Source organism: Aurantiacibacter spongiae, assembly GCF_003815535.1.
In the GTDB taxonomy this organism is placed as follows: Bacteria; Pseudomonadota; Alphaproteobacteria; order Sphingomonadales; family Sphingomonadaceae; genus Alteraurantiacibacter; species Alteraurantiacibacter spongiae.
This window is the reverse complement of record NZ_RPFZ01000001.1, coordinates 1,268,656-1,285,741: the sequence shown is the minus strand read 5'-3', so window position 1 is coordinate 1,285,741 and position 17,086 is coordinate 1,268,656. Positions and strand designations below refer to the sequence as shown.

Below are 17,086 nucleotides of genomic sequence, written 5' to 3'. Positions count from 1 at the left end.
GGCCATGAGAAAATCGATCGCGATACCGGGCGTGCTGCTGATGGCGTGCGCCCTTGCCGCCTGCGCCGATACCGAACCGCCGGCCGCCAGCGAAACCGTGGCCTACTCGCCGGCCAGATACCAGCAGGCGATAACCGACATCGCCCGCACCGACGATCGCCGGTATGACGATGCGCGCAAGCCCGGCGAACTGCTCGCCTTCGCCCAGATCGACCGGGGCGACGTGGTCGGCGACTTCATCATGGGCGGTGGCTATGTGACGCGGTTGCTGGCCATGGCCGTGGGTGCGGACGGCAAGGTCTACGCGTTCCAGCCCGACGAATTCATCGCGCGGCGGCCCGAATACGCGCAGGAACAGGATGCCGCCATCCGCCCCTACACCAATCAGCAGGGCGAGCCGGTGCGCGTGTTCCCGCTTACCGGCCCCATCGATGCGCCCGGCTGGCCCGAACCGCTCGACACCGTCATAACCGCCCTCAATTTTCACGACCTCTACCTCGACGACATGCCCGAAGGCACGCCCGAGCGCGTGGCGCGGATGCTGTTCGATGCGCTGAAACCCGGCGGCACGCTGGTGGTCGTCGATCACCTGGCGGCGGACGGCAGCGGTCCGGCAGCGGCGAACGATCTTCACCGGATGGACCGGCAGGTGGCGCTCGACCTTTTGACCGGCGCCGGCTTCACGCTGGAGGAAGAGAGCGACCTCTATTCCCGGCCGTCCGACGATCGCAGGGCCAGCGTGTTCGACGACAGCGTGCGCGGCTCCACCGACCAGTTCGCGTGGCGCCTGCGCAAACCGGACTGAGCGGGGCGGGCCGCGAGATCATCGCGGCACCATCGCCGCCTGCGCTCGTTGGTGGGGCAGAACCGATAACGCAGGAGAGAACCGCGAATGAAAATCCCCCACAACGCCCATGTCGCCCTCGTCGATGGTACGCGTTTCGTGCTGTTGCGGAACGAAGGGCAGATATTCGAGCCCAGGCTGAAGAAGATCGCCGAACCTTCCCTGGAAGCCACCAATTTCAGCGCCGGCGTCAAGCATCAGGACACGACGGGACAAATGAAGGGGAATACCGATCTCAACGAACTGGCTCACGGCGCGGCGGCGGCTGAATGGCTGAATGCGAAAGCCATCGCCGGCGAATTCGAGGAATTGCTGGTCGTTGCCGACCCCAAGACATTGGGCGAGATGCGGCGGCACTATCACAAGGAACTGGAAAAGCGGCTGGTCGGCGAAGTCGACAAGGCACTGACCAGCGAACCGCTCGACAGGATCGAGAAGGTGCTGGCGAACGCCTGACGTGACGGGAGAGGTCGGAGCCGGCGCTGGACGTCGGTTCCCGCTTCCCTTCCTCGACATACCGCTGATTTCAAACCGTTCGCCGCTGGTTTATGGTCAGACCGCCTATTGTTAAGCCATTGCAAAGCATGTTCCGGGCAGGGTGGTGACATGAACATCAAAAGGATCGGTCGTTTCATTGCGCCGCTGGCGTTGCTTGTTGCTCCATTCGCGGGCGCTCCGGCGCAAGCGCAGACCGGGGCGCAGGCGACCGGGTTCGAACAGAGCTTCGATTCCGCGTTCGGAACCGAACTGCGAGAACCGCGCGACTATTCTCCGGATTTTCAAAATCAGCTCGAACTGCGGATTGCGCAGCTCGCCGAGGGGAGCGAGGGCCGGATCGGGGTTGCCGCGGTCGATCTGGCTACGGGGCAGACCATTTCCATCCTCGGCGATCAGCGCTTCCCGATGGCCAGCACCAGCAAGATCGCCATCGCGGCTACCTTCATGGAAGGGGTCGAGCAGGGAAGGTGGAGCCTTTCGAGCGAGTTTCCGCTGCTCTGGGCGGTTCGCTCGCAACCCTTCTCGACGCGGGTCGCCCCCGTGCGGGAAGGCGAATATCTGAGCGCGCGCCGGCTTATCGAGCTGATGCTTACGCGCAGCTCCAACCAGGCGACCGACGCTTTGCTGAAGGCCATCGGCGGGCCGTCGGCGGTCAATGACTGGGCGCACCGCGCAGGTCTGAGCGAGTTCAGCCTCGATCGCGACATCGCCACCCTCGTGCGCGACGATGGCGAGCACGATCCGGCGACCTTCATCGACGAACGCGACAGCGCTTCGCCCGAAACGATGGTGCAGCTTCTTGCGGGCCTGTATCAGGGACGCTGGCTGAGCCAGGCGAGCCGGGAGTTCATCATCGACACGATGGAACGCTGCCGGACCGGTACGCGCCGGATTCCGGCGATGATGCCCGGCGGTGTGACCGTAGCGCACAAGACCGGTTCGCTGAACAACACCTCGAGCGATATCGGCATCCTCACCTCTCCCGACGGGCGGGCCATCGCGCTGGCCATTTACGTCACCGGCCAGGGCAGCCGCCTCGCCCGGGAACGGCGGATCGCCTCGATCGCCCGGGGTATCTACGACGGCTATGCCGAGGCGGAAGCGCGGCGCTACGCCAATGCCGAGCACAACGTTCCCGCCTATACCCAGTAAACGCCGGCAGGCCCCGATACTCATCGCCGCGCACGAAAAAGGGGCGCGGCCATCGCTGGCCACGCCCCCTTTCGTGCTTCGAAAGCTGAACCGGGATCAGTCGGCTTCGGCTTCGGCAGTGGTCTCGCCCTGCAGGTCGCCTTCGACCTGAGCGGCTTCGTTGTCGATCTCGGCACCGGCCTGGTCCAGTTCGGCACCCGCTTCGGCGGTGGCGTCTTCCATGTCGTTGCCCAGCGCTTCGGCGTTGGTCTCGGTATCGGCCATGGCGCCTTCGGCAGCGTCTTCGGCGTTCTGCTCGGTACCCTCGGAGCAAGCCGACAGGGTCAGGGCGGAACCGGCGATCGCGGCGGCGAGAATGATCTTACGCATAGGATAAATCCTTGATTTGTCTCATGACCGAGGCTGGCGATCCGCCCGCCCCGGAGCCGACTTTCCGCCGGCTCGTTGCCTAAATAAGGCCACATTCTGCCCCGATCAAGAGGATTAAGGCAAAAATGCGGCAAAATGTGTCCCGGCATGCCCGATTCCGCGGCGTTGCGGGAGAAATTGTCCGTTACGCCGCCTCCCGCTCCGTGCTAGCAGGCCTTTCATGGCCGAAAAGCAGCATCTCTACCTGGTCGACGGATCGGCCTACATCTTCCGCGCCTATCATCGCCTGCCCCCGCTCACCAATCCCGAGGGGCTCAATGTCGGGGCGGTTTACGGCTATACGACCATGCTGTGGAAGCTGGCGGACGATCTGGACAAGGCTGACGGTCCGACGCACCTTGCGGTCATTCTCGACAAGGGTTCGCATTCCTTCCGCAACGATCTTTATGACGAGTACAAGGCGCATCGGCCCGATCCGCCCGAAGACCTGGTGCCGCAATTCCCCCTGATTCGCGAGGCGACGCGCGCCTTCTCCCTTCCCTGCATAGAGGAAGAGGGCTTCGAGGCCGACGACATCATCGCCACTTACGCGAAGGCGGCAACCCGCAAGGGGTTCGACGTGACCATCGTCAGTTCGGACAAGGATCTGATGCAACTGATCGGCCAGTGCGCCGATACCGATGTCGAGGAGGGGGTGAGCGAGGGCGGCTGCATCGACATGCTCGACACGATGAAGGATGCCCGGATCGGCCGCGAGGAAGTCGTCGAGAAATTCGGCGTTCCGCCCGAGCAGCTGGGCGACGTGCTCGCCCTCATGGGCGACAGCGTCGACAACATCCCCGGAATCTACGGCATCGGGCCCAAGACGGCCAGCAAGCTGATCGCCGACAATGGCGGGCTGGAAGCAGCCCTCGATTCCGCGACGGGCATGAAGAAATCGAAGCTGAGGGAACGGCTGCTCGAAGGGCGCGACATGGCGCTTCTCAGTCGCGAACTGGTGGAACTGAAGACCGACTGCACCATGCCCGTCGCGATCGAGGACATGAAGCTGGACGGCATCGATCCCGAACCGCTGACCGAATTCCTGACGGCGCACGGCTTCAACAGCCTGCTCAAGCGATTGCAGACCGGCACTGGCGCCCCGGGCCGGGCGACCAATCTCAACCCCGCGAAGCAGAGCCAGAAGGCAGCGGACGCCGCTGTTGCGGGCAATGCCCAGCCGTTGCCCGAAATGCCGGACGTCGATCGCTCCGCCTACGAGACGGTGCAGACGATGGAGCGCCTTCAGCACTGGATCGACCGCGCCTTCGCCGCGCACATGGTGGCCGTCGATACCGAGACGAGCGACCTCGATTGCATGCTGTGCGACCTGGTCGGGGTAAGCCTGGCGCTCGGCCCCAACGACGCATGCTACGTGCCGCTGGCGCATGGCGGATCGGACATGTTCGACGAGGCGCCGCACCAGGTCGACCGCGCCGAGGCGCTGGCCGCGCTCAAGCCGTTGCTGGAAAGCGATGCCGTCCTGAAGATCGGGCAGAACGCGAAGTACGACATCAACGTGCTCGCCCGCAACGGCGTGTGCATGGCGCCGGTCGACGATACGATGATCGTGAGCTTCGCGATGGATGCGGGGCGCAGCGAGACGGGGATCGGCGGCGGCCACGGGATGGACGAACTGGCGGAACGCCATCTCGGCCATACCTGCATGACCTTCAAGGACGTCTGCGGCACCGGCAAGAAGGCGATCCCCTTTGGCCAGGTGCCGCTAGACAAGGCGACGCAATACGCGGCCGAGGATGCGGACGTCACGTGGCGGCTGCATCGTCACCTGCATCGCCGGCTGCCGCTGGAAGGCGCGACCCGCATCTACGAGCAGGTGGACCGCCCGCTGATCCCGGTGGTCGCCGACATGGAACGCCATGGCATCAGGGTGGACAAGGGGGAACTGGCGCGCCTGTCCGAACAGTTCGCCGAAACGACCGCCCGGATCGAGACCGAGATCCACGAGGATGCCGGGACCAGGTTCACCATCGGCAGCCCCAAGCAGCTGGGGGAGGTGCTGTTCGACAAGCTCGGCTACAAGGGCGGCAAGAAGGGCAAGAGCGGGCAGTATTCGACCGACCAGTCCGTGCTCGAACGCCTGGCCGCCGACGGGGCGACAGTGGCCACCAAGGTGCTCGAATACCGTCAGCTGACCAAGCTCAAGAGCACCTATACCGATGCGCTGCAGGCGGCGATCAATCCGCATACGAACCGCGTTCACACGTCCTACTCGCTGGTCGGCGCACAGACCGGGCGCTTGTCCAGCACCGATCCCAATCTGCAGAACATCCCCATCCGCACCGAGATCGGTCGACAGATCCGCAAGGCTTTCGTGCCGGACGAGGGCAATGTCCTGCTGGCCGCCGACTATTCGCAGATCGAGCTGCGCCTCGCGGCGCACATGGCCGATGTGGACGCGCTCAAGGATGCCTTCGCCAAGGGCGAGGACATCCACGCCCGCACGGCGACGGAGATGTATGGCGAGGTCAACCGCGATACCCGCGCGCAGGCCAAGACCATCAACTTCGCCATCCTCTATGGCATATCGCGCTGGGGGCTGGCGGGGCGGCTGGGCGTCGAACCGGACGAGGCACAGGACATGATCGACCGCTATTTCGATCGCTTTCCCGGCATCCAGCGCTACATCGTCCATACGCTGGAACGGGTGCGCGAGCGCGGCTATTCCGAAACCCTGTTCGGTCGCAAGACGTGGTTCCCGCGCATCAACGCCAAGAACCCGAACGAACGCGCCGGGTCGGAGCGCGCCGCGATCAATGCGCCGATCCAGGGCACCAGCGCCGACATCATCAAGCGAGCCATGGTCCGCATGGGGCCGGCCCTCGCCGATGCCGGGCTCGCCCCTCAGGCGGACGCAGACGGGAACAACGTGCGCGGGGTGCGGATGCTGTTGCAGGTGCATGACGAACTGGTATTCGAAATGCCGGAATCCGATGTCGCCCTCGCCAGTCCGGTGATCGAGCGGGTCATGACCGAAGCCGCACTGCCCTCGGTCGAACTGACCGTTCCGCTCGGCATCGAGATCGGCCACGGTGAAAGCTGGGACGCGGCCCATTGACGGTTCGAGGTCTGGCCCGGGGCGGGCTTGATTGCCGCCCGGCCCGCCCATAGGTGCGCGCCATGTTCGAACACTTCACCTTTGATCCCGATACCATCGCCTGGCAGCGCATCGCCATCAGCGCGCTCGTGATGCTGGGGGCCGTCATCGCGGCCTGGCTCATCTACCGGGTGGTGTTCGCCCTCGTGCGCCGGCTGGCGCACCATTCCCATTCTCCCGCCGACGACATCGTCCTCGATCGGGTGAAGCGGCCGGTGAAGTGGGCGCTGGTCGCCATCGCCATCACCATCGCGGCGCAGGCGGACCCGTTCCTCGCCCGGTACTGGGAGCCGGTCGCCCGGTTCGTGCGCCCGGCGCTGCTCGGCTGGATCGTCTATTCGCTCATCAAGGCGTTCACCGCGGCGATGGAGTTGCGGCTGGACCTGGCGGACGATCCGGTGGCCGTACGCAGCCGCCGCACGCGCATCGCCATCCTGTCGCGCACGGCGACCTTCGTCATCATCTTCATCACCGTGGGCCTCATCCTGCTGGGGATTCCGGGCGTGCGCGACATCGGCACGACGCTGCTCGCATCGGCGGGTATCGCCGCGCTGGCCGTGGGCGCCGCCGCGCAGCCGGCGCTCAAGACCATGATAGCCGGCTTGCAGATCGCCATCACCGAACCGCTGCGGATCGGCGACCTTGTCAACATAGCCGGCCATGTCGGGCGGGTGGAAGAGATCCACATGGCCTTCATCATCGTGCGCACGTGGGACGAACGCGCCATCGTCGTGCCGACCAGCGAAGTGCTCGAAACGACGTTCGAGAACTGGTCGCGCACCAACGAGATGCTGACGGGCCCGGTCTATCTCCACCTCGACCCGGCAACCGACGTCGCGCCGGTCCGCGCCGAGTTCGAGCGCTACATGGACAGTCAGGATCTGTGGGACAAGCGCACCGCGCTCATGCTGATGACGGAGGCCTATCCCGAGAGCATCGAGCTGCGCCTGGCCGTCAGCGCCAAGACCATCGGCGACCTGTGGATGCTGCGCTGCGTGCTGCGCGAACACATGATCGACTGGCTGCGCCGCGAAATGCCGGGAGCGCTGATCCGCCACCGGCTCGAGGTCGAGGCGGCGAACGCCCGGGTCACGCAGGGATAGGACCGCCCGCCGCGCGGGTCAGCCGTGCTTCGATTCGCGGGTCGATTCGACCATGCCCTCGGTCAGGAAGCCGATCGGGCGCACCTCCATCGCGCGCTTCTTCAGCTCGCCCTTCATCTTCTGGTATTCCTGCTCCATCTTCTGCGTGACGGTGGCCCGGCTGTCCTCGAAGGCGTCCTCGAAGTCCCTCGCGGTAACGCTGTCGGGCGCCCCGTCCGAACGGCGAATGGCGTTGAGTCCCGCGCGGCGCACCACGTCCTCCAGGTCGGCACCGGTGAAGCGTTCGGCCTTCTTCGCGAGCGCAGCGAGATCGACGTCCTCGGCAAGCGGCATTTCGGACGTATGGATCTTCAGGATATGTTCCCTGCCCGCCTCGTTGGGCGCGCCGACATAGACCAGTTCGTCGAAGCGGCCCGGGCGCAGCAGCGCCGGATCGACCAGCGTCGGGCGATTGGTCGCGCCGATCACGACGATCGAGGACAACTCCTCCATTCCGTCCATCTCGGCGAGGATGGTGTTGACGACCCGCGCCGTTACCTGCGGTTCGCCCGCGCCGGAGCCGCGTGCGGGCACCAGCGAATCGATCTCGTCGATGAAGATGACGCACGGTGCGACCGCGCGGGCGCGGGCGAACATGCGGGCGATCTGCTGCTCGCTCTCGCCGTACCACTTAGACAGCAGGTCCGACGATTTCATCGAGATGAAGTTCGCCTCCGCTTCCTTGGCGACGGCCTTGGCCAGCAGGGTCTTGCCGGTCCCGGGCGGGCCGTAGAGCAGGAAGCCCTTGGCCGGGCGAATGCCGAGCCTTTCGAACGCCTGCGGGTTTTTCAGCGGCAGTTCGACCCCTTCGCGCAGCATGTCCTCCGCTTCGTCGAGACCGCCGATATCGGACCAGCCCACGGTCGGCGCCTGCACCATGACCTCGCGCATCGCGGAAGGCTGCACGCGCTTGAGCGCCTCGCGAAAGTCCTCCTTCTCGACCTGAAGTTCCTCCAGCACTTCGGCGGGGATTTCCCGCGCGTCGAGGTCGAGCCTGGGCATGATGCGGCGCACCGCCTCGATCGCGGCCTCGCGGGCCAGCGCCGCCAGATCGGCCCCGACGAAGCCGTGGGTGGAGCGGGCCATTTCCTTCAGGTCGACCCCTTCGCCCAGCGGCATTCCGCGGGTGTGGATGGCGAGGATTTCGCGCCGCCCGTTCTCGTCGGGCACGCCGATCACGATCTCGCGGTCGAAACGACCGGGGCGTCGCAGCGCCTCGTCGATCGCGTCCGGGCGATTGGTGGCGGCGATGACGACGAGATTGGTGCGGGCCTGCAATCCGTCCATCAGGGTCAGCAATTGCGCGACCAGGCGCTTCTCCGCCTCGCCCTGCACGTTCTGGCGCTTGGGCGCGATGGAATCGATCTCGTCGATGAACACGATGGCCGGCTGGCTTCGCTCCGCCTCCTCGAACACCTCGCGCAGCCGCTTCTCCGATTCGCCATAGGCCGAGCCCATGATCTCGGGCCCGTTGATGGCGAAGAATTCGGCATCCGATTCGTTCGCCACCGCCTGCGCCAGACGGGTCTTGCCGGTTCCGGGCGGGCCGTGCAGCAGCACGCCCTTGGGCGGATCGACCCCGAGCCGGGTGAACAGTTCAGGGTAGCGCAGCGGCAATTCGACCATCTCGCGCAGCGCCTTGATGGTTTCCTCCATGCCGCCGACATCGTCGTAATTGACGGTGCCGCGCCCGTCGCGCGGCTCCTCGAACTCGGAACGCAGCTCGACCTCGGTGTTCTCGTCGATATGGACGCTGCCCTTGGGGCTGGTGGAAATGACCTGAAGCCGGATCTGCGTCAGCGCGTAGGCGGGCGCATTGAACATGCGGCGCACTTCGGGGGGCACGTTTTGTACCGGCTGCTGGCCGTGCGTGGCGACGAGATCGCCGGCCATCAGCGGCTTCTTGAAGAACACGCGCTTGAGGGCTTCGGTCGGACCCTGCAAGCGCATCTCGCGGCGCGCGGGTGCGAAGACGACGCGCTTGGCCGGACGCGTCTCGGCGCGGCGAACCAGAACGTGCTCGCCGCTCGCGGTTTCGGCATTGCCGCGCTGCAACCCGTCGAGCCGGATGACCGAAAGCGCCTCGTCCTCGTCATAGGCGGGCGCGGCCATCGCCACCGTCACGCGCTTGCCCTCGATCTCGACCGGATCGCCCTCCGTTATGCCGAGGGTCTGGAACGCGGTTCGCGGAATACGCACGACGCCCCGTCCCGATTCCTCCTGCCGGGCCGCGGCAACCTGCAACCGTACCGTCCCTTCGTCGACCAGAGCCGCATCCGCTTCCGCCATGAATGATTCCGCCTTGCCTGTCTGTCTCGCGTTGTGCGCGATCTGGTGACGACCCCGCCACCTTGCAAACCGGCCAGCGGCACGATGGTGCCGAAAATCTCGCGACACCGCGCCGGGGCGGTTCGGGCCGGGGACAAAAAAAGGCCCGGTCGTCGCCGACCGGGCCCTGGAAGTTTTGGGAGAGGATGCCTGAAAAGGCAGGTGGAGATATGCGCGGACCGCGCCCATCTCGCAAGTGCGAAAAGGACAAGTTGCGTTGCGTAAAGCGCAACACGCAAGGAAACAACTGATTTGAAGTAACAATCCACTCCGTCAGGGAGCGTGGCGGCCATTGGACGTGGTAAAAGCGATCCTTGTTCGCCCGTCAATGCTGCACTGCGAAACGCGCCGGACACGCCTTCGAGGTGACATCGCCTGACTCAGTGCCTATGCGCGAATGCGACAGTCCACCTTGCCGGTAAAGAGGAACCCGATCCCATGCAAAAGCTCTATCCCGATGCGCAATCCGCTCTCCACGGTCTTCTTCGCGACGGCATGACGATTGCGTCGGGCGGGTTCGGCCTGTGCGGCATTCCGGAACGGCTGCTCGACGCGATCCAGGAGAGCGGGGTGAAGAACCTCACCTTCGCCAGCAACAACGCGGGTATCGACAACGAGGGTATCGGAAAGCTGCTGCGCACCAGGCAGGTAGCGAAGATGATCTCTTCCTATGTCGGCGAGAACAAGGAGTTCGAACGGCAATTCCTGTCGGGTGAGCTGGAGGTGGAGTTCTGCCCGCAGGGCACCCTGGCCGAGCGCATGCGCGCCGGCGGCGCGGGTATTCCCGGCTTCTATACCAAGACCGGCGTCGGCACGACGGTTGCGGAGGGCAAGGAGGTCAAGCGCTTCGCCAACCGCGACGGGGAGGAGGAAGACTTCATCCTCGAGCATGGCATTTTCGCCGATCTCGCCATCGTCAAGGCATGGAAGGCGGACGAGACGGGCAATCTGGTGTTCCGCAAGACCGCGCGCAATTTCAACCAGCCCGCCGCGACCTGTGGCCGGGTCTGCGTGGTCGAGGTCGAGGAGATCGTGAAGCCCGGCGAGCTTGACCCCGACTGCATCCATCTGCCCGGCGTCTTCGTGCAGCGCATGGTGCTGGGCGCCCCCTATGACAAGAAGATCGAGTTCGTCACGACCCGCGAGCGCGAGGCGGCCTGAGGCGCGACAGGGCAGGAAGCACAGGGCGTTCGGTGCGACGGGACGTGACGACCCTCGGGCGGATGCGCTTCGCCGCGGCGCTGTGCGCGGCATTCGGTCTGCAGGGCTGCGTCGCCCTAGCCGCCGTCCCGATCCTGGCGAGCGGCGCGATGGTCGGTCGTACGGCGGTGTTCGGGGAGCGCACACGGCAGGCGCTCGTCGAGGGCACCGATATCGACCCCGGCGACCTGGAAGCCGTGCCGCTCGATACGCAATACGTGCTGCTCGATACGACAACGCTGCCCGAACCCGCGCAGCCGGCGCCGCAATCGGCCAGTTACACCGCCTTTCACGATTACGCCGCCGCAAGGTTTGCCGAAGGCGACTGGAGCCGGTCCGCCATTCTCGCCGATCCCGGAAAGCTCCGGCCTCTGCGCGCGCCGTGCGAGGAGCATCGTCCGGCGGTGCTGGTCGATCTCGACCCGCAGGCGGGCCTGGTCCCGCTTTCGCCGACGGCGCGCCCCGCCGCCCGGTTCGTCGGCCTGCTGGGCGATCTGCGCCGCCGGGGGATCACCGTCGCCTGGATGACCGACCGCGAACCGTCCGATGCGCGGGCCGTGCGCGCGCGCCTGCGCGACACCGGCCTCGATCCGACGGGCCGCGATCCGCTGTTCGTCCAGCGCTATCCCGGAGAGAAGAAGCAGGCGAGGCGGCAGGCGCTCGGCGAAACGCACTGCCTGCTCGCCATCGCCGGCGACGAGCGCGCCGATTTCGACGATCTCTACCTCTACTTGCTCGACCAGTCCTCCGCCGCCCCGCTCGAAGCGATGCTCGGCGAGGGCTGGTTCCTGATGCCGGCTCCGCTGCAATGAGCATGGCCGTGGCGGCAAACTCTTTCGTTCGGACGGTAGGCTTTGCTTGTCGCTGGCGCTATCACCCCATCACCCCTGTACTGACGAGGATTTTTTCATGCCCTGGACCCGAGACGAGATGGCCGCCCGCGCTGCGAAAGAGCTGGAGGATGGCTATTACGTCAATCTGGGGATCGGGATTCCAACCCTGGTGGCGAACCACATTCCCGAAGGCATGCAGGTCACGTTGCAGAGCGAGAACGGAATGCTCGGCATCGGACCCTTCCCCTACGAGGGCGAAGAGGATGCCGACCTGATCAACGCAGGCAAGCAGACCATCAGCGAGCTACCGCATTCCGCCTATTTCGACAGCGCCACCAGTTTTTCGATGATCCGCGGCGGCCATATCGACCTGACCGTGCTGGGCGCCATGGAAGTCAGCGAAAGCGGAGACATCGCCAACTGGATGATCCCCGGCAAGATGGTGAAGGGCATGGGCGGGGCGATGGACCTGGTCGCCGGGGTGAAGGAGATCGTCGTCGTCATGGAGCATACCTCCAAGAACGGCACGCCCAAGTTCATCCCCGAATGCACGCTGCCGCTGACCGGACAGAACGTGGTGGACATGATCGTCACCGACCTCGCCGTGTTCCGCCGGCCCGACCATTCCGCGCCCTTCAGGCTGATGGAACTCGCGCCCGGCGTCTCGGCGGACGAGGTCGCGGAAAAGACGACGGCGAAATACGAAAGCTGACGAAGCGGCCGCATCGATCGCCGGCTACGGCGATCACGCTGCCCTTCCGTCGGGCCGAGAGGATCGAGGCCGTTCGCGAAGAGCGGCCTCAGTCCACCGCGGCCTTCAGGTCTTCCACCAGATCGGTGCGCTCCCAGGGGAAGTAGTCGCCCGATACATCGCGGCCGAAATGGCCGTAGGCGGCGCTCTTGCGGTAGATCGGCTTGTTGAGGCCCAGATGGGTGCGGATGCCGCGCGGGGTCAGACCGCCGAGCTTGCCGATGGAACGGATCGCCTGCTCCAGCTTCTCGTCCGCCACGCAGCCGGTGCCGTGCGTGTCGACATAGAGCGACAGCGGCTCCGACACGCCGATGGCGTAGGCCAGCTGGATCGTGCAACGCGTGGCGAGGCCCGCGGCAACGATGTTCTTGGCAAGGTAGCGGGTGATGTAGGCGGCGGATCGGTCGACCTTGGTCGGATCCTTGCCGCTGAACGCGCCGCCGCCATGCGGGGCCGCGCCGCCGTAGGTATCGACGATGATCTTGCGGCCCGTCAGCCCGGCGTCGCCGTCCGGCCCGCCGATCTCGAAGGCGCCAGTCGGGTTGATGTGCCATTTGGTCGCATCGGACAGGAAACCGTCGGGAATGATCGCCGCGACCGCGTCCTTCACATAGGCCTTCAGCTCGGCTTCCTTCTCGCCCGCGTCGTAACCCGGCGCATGCTGGGTGGAGACGACGATCGCCTCGCACGCGACCGGCTTCCCGTCCTCGAAGCGCAGCGTCACCTGGCTCTTGGAATCGGGTTCGAGGAAAGGCGCCTTGCCGCTCTTGCGGTCCTGCGCCAGACGATGGAGGATCTTGTGGCTGTAATCGAGCGTCGCCGGCATGCGGTCGGGTGTCTCGTCGCAGGCGAAGCCGAACATGATGCCCTGGTCGCCGGCGCCCTCGTCCTTGTTGCTGCCCTGCGTGCCGGCATCGACGCCCTGCGCGATTTCGCTCGACTGGCCATGCAGGTGGTTCTCGAAGGTCAGCGTCCGCCAGTGGAAACCGTCCTGCTCGTACCCGATGTCGCGCACGACCTGGCGCACGGTGTCCTCGATCTCCTCGCGCGCGCCGGGCGCCCAGCCGCCGTTGTCGGCCCACTTGTCCTCGTCATAGACCGGCGCGCACCGGATCTCGCCGGCGAGGATGACGCGCTGCGTCGTCGTCAGCGTCTCGCAGGCGACGCGCGATTCGGGATCTTTCGACAGCAGCAGGTCGACGATCGCGTCGGAAATCTGGTCGGATACCTTGTCCGGATGGCCTTCGGACACGCTTTCGGACGTGAAGATGTAGGATTTGCGCATGAAGTGAGGGATTCCCCGGCTAGGAAGGTCGTCGATATGCGGGCGGCTCTAACCGCCGCTCCGTCGCATTGCAACGCGCCGCGACAGCAGCCCGGCGCCCAGCAAAGCGACGGCCCAGACAAGCGCCAGCCAGTTGCCCAGCCGCGCGAACAAGGTAGGGGGGCGGGCCGGCGGAACGAGGGCATCGATCCGGTCCTGCACGTTCTTGCCGAGATGCCGGCGAACCACGCCGCGCGGGTCGATCACTGCGCTGATGCCGGTAGTGGTGGCGCGCAGCACCGGCAGCCCCTCCTCGATCGCGCGCATGCGGGCCTGCGCCAGGTGCTGCGGCGGACCGAAGGCACCGAACCAGCCATCGTTCGAGGGGTTGAAGATATAATCCGGTCGCGCGCCGTCGGCGGTGACTTCACCGGAAAAGACGATCTCGTAGCAGATCTGCACACCGGCCCTGCCATACGGTCCGAGGTCGAGCGTGCGCGGGCCGGGGCCGGGCAGGAAATCCAGCGTGCCGGCCACCAGTCGCGACAGGCCGAGCGGTTCCAGCAGGCCGCGCATCGGCAGATATTCGCCATAGGGAACCAGATGCGCCTTGTAGTAGCCGCCGAGGATGTCGCCCCTCGAAGACAGCGCCGTTACCGCGTTGCGCGCCGCCAGCGCCCGCGCGTAACCGGTCTCGTCCGCGCCGATGTCGAGATCGACCGCGCCGGTCAGCAGGACCGACCCCTCGCCCACGGTCGCGCCGAGCCGCCGCCGGGCGAAAAGCGGGCTGGCGAGCGCGGTGGTCTGGTCGTAATACCGCTGCGGATAGCCTTCGCGCAGATAGTCGGCCATGCCCGATTCGGGCCACAGCACGATGCGCGGGCCGTCCTGCCCCGCCCGGCGCGCGGAAAGCGCGGCGAGCCGCCGGTAATTGCTTTCGTAGTTCAGCGGACTGGCGAGCAGATCCTGGGTCAGGTCGGGTTGAACGATGGTGACCGCCAGCGTTCCCTGGCGCGCTTCACCGGCGGGCAGATACATCCCCACGGTCAGCAATACCGCGACGAGGCCGGCGACCCGCCAGCGCCGCTCCGCCAGCGCCAGCGCCAGCGCCGCGCCGATAGCGATCATGATGCCCGACAGCGCGTAGGTTCCCGTAAACGGAGCGACGGCGGCGAGGCCGGGCCGCTCGAACGGACCCAGCGCGATCATCGCGAACGGGTTCCAGGCATAGCCGGTAAAGACCCAGCTCCTGAGCCACTCGGCCCCGATCCACGCCGCTGCGAACACCAGAGCGAAAGCGAAGGACGGCCCGGAGCGCGTCAGCGCCCGCGCCGCCATTGCGGCCAGCGCGGGATAGACCGCAAGATACAGCGCCAGCAGCGGCACCGCTACCCAGCCGAGCACGGCGGGCATTTCCGCCTGATAGGTGAAGGCGGTCGCGATCCAGCTATTGCCGAGAGTGAAATGCGCGACACCGAACAGCCAGCCCAGCCAGCCGGCCTGGCGCCAGCCGGAACTGCGCGCCGCCATCAGGGCGAACGCACCGATGGCGATCAACGCCACCGGCCACAGCGCCAGCGGCCGGAAGCCCGTGGCCGACAGCAGGCCGAGCGCCAGCGCCCAGAGCCATCCCCGGCTCGGCAGGGTATCGAGAACGGGCCAGGCGCGCATCATTCCCGGATCGGCCCCGCGCGATGAACGCTGCACGGGACGTCTCAGCCGACGGCGCTCATCGCTCCGTCGTCGTCGTCCGGGCGCTTGCGCGCGCGAGGCTTGCGCTTGGGCTTCTCCTCGGCCGCGTCGCTGTCGTCGCTGCGGGCGATGGACGGCGGCAGCATGTCGGGGTTGAGCCCGCCCTCGTCCGTAGCGGAGGTTTGGCCGTCATCGTCGTCGTCCGACTTCCTGCGGCGCGGCGCCTTGCGCGGCTTGGCATCACGGGTGAACGGGTTGGCGTCGTCCGACTGGTCGCCGGCATCCCCCTCCACACCCTCGGCCAGGTCGTCGCCCTTGGCGCGGCGGGGCTTGCGCGGCTTCCTGCCGCCCTCGTCCCGCCCGCCGCCGCGCTCGTCTTCGCCCGAATTGTCGTCGTCGCGGCCCGATCCGCGATTGCCGCGACTGTCGTTCCGGCGCCCGCGCGAACGGTTCTGGTTGTCGGTATCGTCGTCGTCGTCGTCGTCCGGATCGCTGTCCGAACGGTTGTCGTCGCGCCTGGCGCGCTGTTCGTCCTTCTGCGCCTTGTTGTCGGCGATGACGCGGAAATAGTGATCGGCAAACTGCAGGTAGTATTCGGTCTGCACCCGGTCGTCGTTCAAGGCGGCGTCGTTCGCCAGCTTCTTGTACTTTTCCAGCATCTGCGGCGCGTTGCCGCGCGCGCGGCTGTCGATGCGGTTGGACTGGTTGCCACCGCCGCCTCCGCCACGATTGTTGCCGCGGCCGCGCCGACGATTGTTGTTACGATTGCTGTTCAAGGGAAATTCGCTTCCTCATTGCGACCGCCTGGGGCACCGTTTCTGCATCCGCCATATCTGCATCAGCAAGGTGCGCGGCCCATGACCCCCAATTCGCCCCTCCGCCGGCCACACCGTGCCGTATCGCCTGCCCCGTCAAGGTTGCGGCGCAAGCCGCGGTCGCAGGCGATTGTCGGAGCGCGTCCCCGAAGCGTCGAGCCGCGATCGGAGACCTGTCAGGAGAGGTAATGGCTTGATTCGCCTTTGCCAAGAGCAAATCTGAGAACGAGCGCGCGGTCGCGCCGGGCAAGGTCACGCCGGATTTCGACCGCGAAGCCGCAGTCGTCTGCGATTTCGGTGACCTTGCGGGCCTGCCGGGATCCGATTTCCAGCACGGCGACGCCCTTTTTCGTCAACAGCCGTGGCAATTGCGGCACAAGCGCGCGGTAGTCGTCGAGGCCGTCGACGCCGGCGAACAGCGCGCCGGGCGGCTCGTGATCGCGCACGCTGGCGTCGAGGTCGGCATCCTCCTCGACATAGGGCGGATTGGCGATGACGAGATCGAACCGCCCCAGCCCCTCGTCCCAACCCGGCGCGTGCCAGTCCGCCGCGCGCAGATCGGCCCGTTCGCCCAGTCCCAGCGCCTCGGCGTTGCCGCGCGCCACGGCGAGCGCGGCCTCGCTGCGGTCGATGCCCACACCCGCGGCGCCGGGCCGTTCGCCGAGGATCGTCAGCAGCAGCGCGCCCGACCCGGTGCCGAGATCGAGCACGCGCCCGGGCTGCGGCACCGCCGCCAGCGCCGCTTCCACCACGCTCTCGCTGTCGCCGCGCGGGATCAGCACGGCGGGCATCACCGCAAAGCGCCGCCCGTAGAACTCCGCTTCGCCCAGGATGTAGGCGACCGGCTCGCCGGCCAGCCGGCGCGCCAGCAACGGCCCGAACGCGGCGGGTGCGGGATCGTCCATGCGCGCCAGCAGCATGCCGGACCGCGTGGTGCCGAGCGCATGGGCCATCAGCACTTCGGCGTCGAGTCGGCCCCATTCGGCGTCCAGCGCGGCGGCGGCGTCGCGGATGGCCTGCGATACGCGCACCTGCCGCTCC

The 17,086-nt window shown here is 66.5% G+C and carries 14 protein-coding genes; 8 read left to right on the top strand and 6 right to left on the bottom strand.

The features are described 5' to 3' along the window. Positions 1-4: 4 nt before the first annotated feature. From EG799_RS06190 to EG799_RS06180, 3 genes are all read left to right on the top strand, one after another. Positions 5-805: a class I SAM-dependent methyltransferase gene (locus EG799_RS06190; RefSeq protein WP_123879497.1), complete on the top strand. Its 801-nt coding sequence runs from the start codon at positions 5-7 to the stop codon at positions 803-805. 87 nt (positions 806-892) lie between these two features. Further along, a complete protein-coding gene (locus tag EG799_RS06185) occupies positions 893-1,300 on the top strand; it encodes a baeRF12 domain-containing protein (protein ID WP_123879495.1) in 408 nt (135 codons plus the stop codon). 150 nt (positions 1,301-1,450) lie between these two features. Next, positions 1,451-2,494 carry a serine hydrolase gene (locus EG799_RS06180; RefSeq protein ID WP_123879493.1) on the top strand — a complete coding sequence of 348 codons (1,044 nt, stop codon included), beginning with the start codon at positions 1,451-1,453 and terminating at the stop codon, positions 2,492-2,494. Positions 2,495-2,590: 96 nt separating this feature from the next. Here EG799_RS06180 and EG799_RS06175 read toward each other — a convergent pair whose 3' ends face one another. Beyond that, a complete protein-coding gene (locus tag EG799_RS06175) occupies positions 2,591-2,863 on the bottom strand; it encodes a hypothetical protein (protein ID WP_123879491.1) in 273 nt (90 codons plus the stop codon). 220 nt (positions 2,864-3,083) lie between these two features. Between EG799_RS06175 and polA the strand changes: the two genes are divergently transcribed. Beyond that, positions 3,084-5,981: a DNA polymerase I gene (gene polA / locus EG799_RS06170; protein ID WP_123879489.1), complete on the top strand. Its 2,898-nt coding sequence runs from the start codon at positions 3,084-3,086 to the stop codon at positions 5,979-5,981. 62 nt (positions 5,982-6,043) lie between these two features. Continuing rightward, positions 6,044-7,123, top strand: a complete 1,080-nt coding sequence (locus EG799_RS06165; RefSeq protein WP_123879487.1) for a mechanosensitive ion channel family protein — start codon at positions 6,044-6,046, stop codon at positions 7,121-7,123. 18 nt (positions 7,124-7,141) lie between these two features. Here EG799_RS06165 and EG799_RS06160 read toward each other — a convergent pair whose 3' ends face one another. Next, positions 7,142-9,451 carry a CDC48 family AAA ATPase gene (locus tag EG799_RS06160; RefSeq protein ID WP_123879485.1) on the bottom strand — a complete coding sequence of 770 codons (2,310 nt, stop codon included), beginning with the start codon at positions 9,449-9,451 and terminating at the stop codon, positions 7,142-7,144. Between the two features lie 477 nt (positions 9,452-9,928). On the opposite strand from EG799_RS06160, the gene EG799_RS06155 reads away from it, so the two are divergent. From EG799_RS06155 to EG799_RS06145, 3 genes are all read left to right on the top strand, one after another. Continuing rightward, the gene (locus EG799_RS06155; protein WP_123879483.1) at positions 9,929-10,651 is read left to right on the top strand and encodes a CoA transferase subunit A; all 723 of its coding nucleotides are present in this window, start codon (positions 9,929-9,931) and stop codon (positions 10,649-10,651) included. A 44-nt stretch (positions 10,652-10,695) separates the two neighbouring features. Continuing rightward, on the top strand, positions 10,696-11,502 hold the full coding sequence (locus EG799_RS06150) for an HAD family hydrolase (protein WP_123879481.1): 807 nt from the start codon (positions 10,696-10,698) through the stop codon (positions 11,500-11,502). A gap of 97 nt (positions 11,503-11,599) precedes the next feature. After that, positions 11,600-12,235 (top strand): CoA transferase subunit B, encoded by a 636-nt coding sequence (locus EG799_RS06145; protein WP_123879479.1) that lies wholly within the window; start codon positions 11,600-11,602, stop codon positions 12,233-12,235. An 88-nt stretch (positions 12,236-12,323) separates the two neighbouring features. On the opposite strand, the gene metK is transcribed toward EG799_RS06145, so the two are convergent. The 4 genes from metK to prmC all read right to left on the bottom strand — a co-directional run bounded on the left by metK (position 12,324) and on the right by prmC (position 17,076). Next, complete coding sequence (gene metK, locus EG799_RS06140; RefSeq protein ID WP_123879477.1) at positions 12,324-13,559, bottom strand: methionine adenosyltransferase; 1,236 nt, start codon at positions 13,557-13,559, stop codon at positions 12,324-12,326. A gap of 48 nt (positions 13,560-13,607) precedes the next feature. Beyond that, the gene (gene lnt / locus EG799_RS06135) at positions 13,608-15,245 is read right to left on the bottom strand and encodes an apolipoprotein N-acyltransferase (protein ID WP_325051105.1); all 1,638 of its coding nucleotides are present in this window, start codon (positions 15,243-15,245) and stop codon (positions 13,608-13,610) included. Positions 15,246-15,253: 8 nt separating this feature from the next. Beyond that, positions 15,254-16,006, bottom strand: a complete 753-nt coding sequence (locus EG799_RS06130) for a DUF4167 domain-containing protein (RefSeq protein WP_123879475.1) — start codon at positions 16,004-16,006, stop codon at positions 15,254-15,256. Between the two features lie 215 nt (positions 16,007-16,221). Continuing rightward, complete coding sequence (prmC, locus tag EG799_RS06125) at positions 16,222-17,076, bottom strand: peptide chain release factor N(5)-glutamine methyltransferase (protein WP_123879472.1); 855 nt, start codon at positions 17,074-17,076, stop codon at positions 16,222-16,224. Positions 17,077-17,086: the final 10 nt, after the last annotated feature.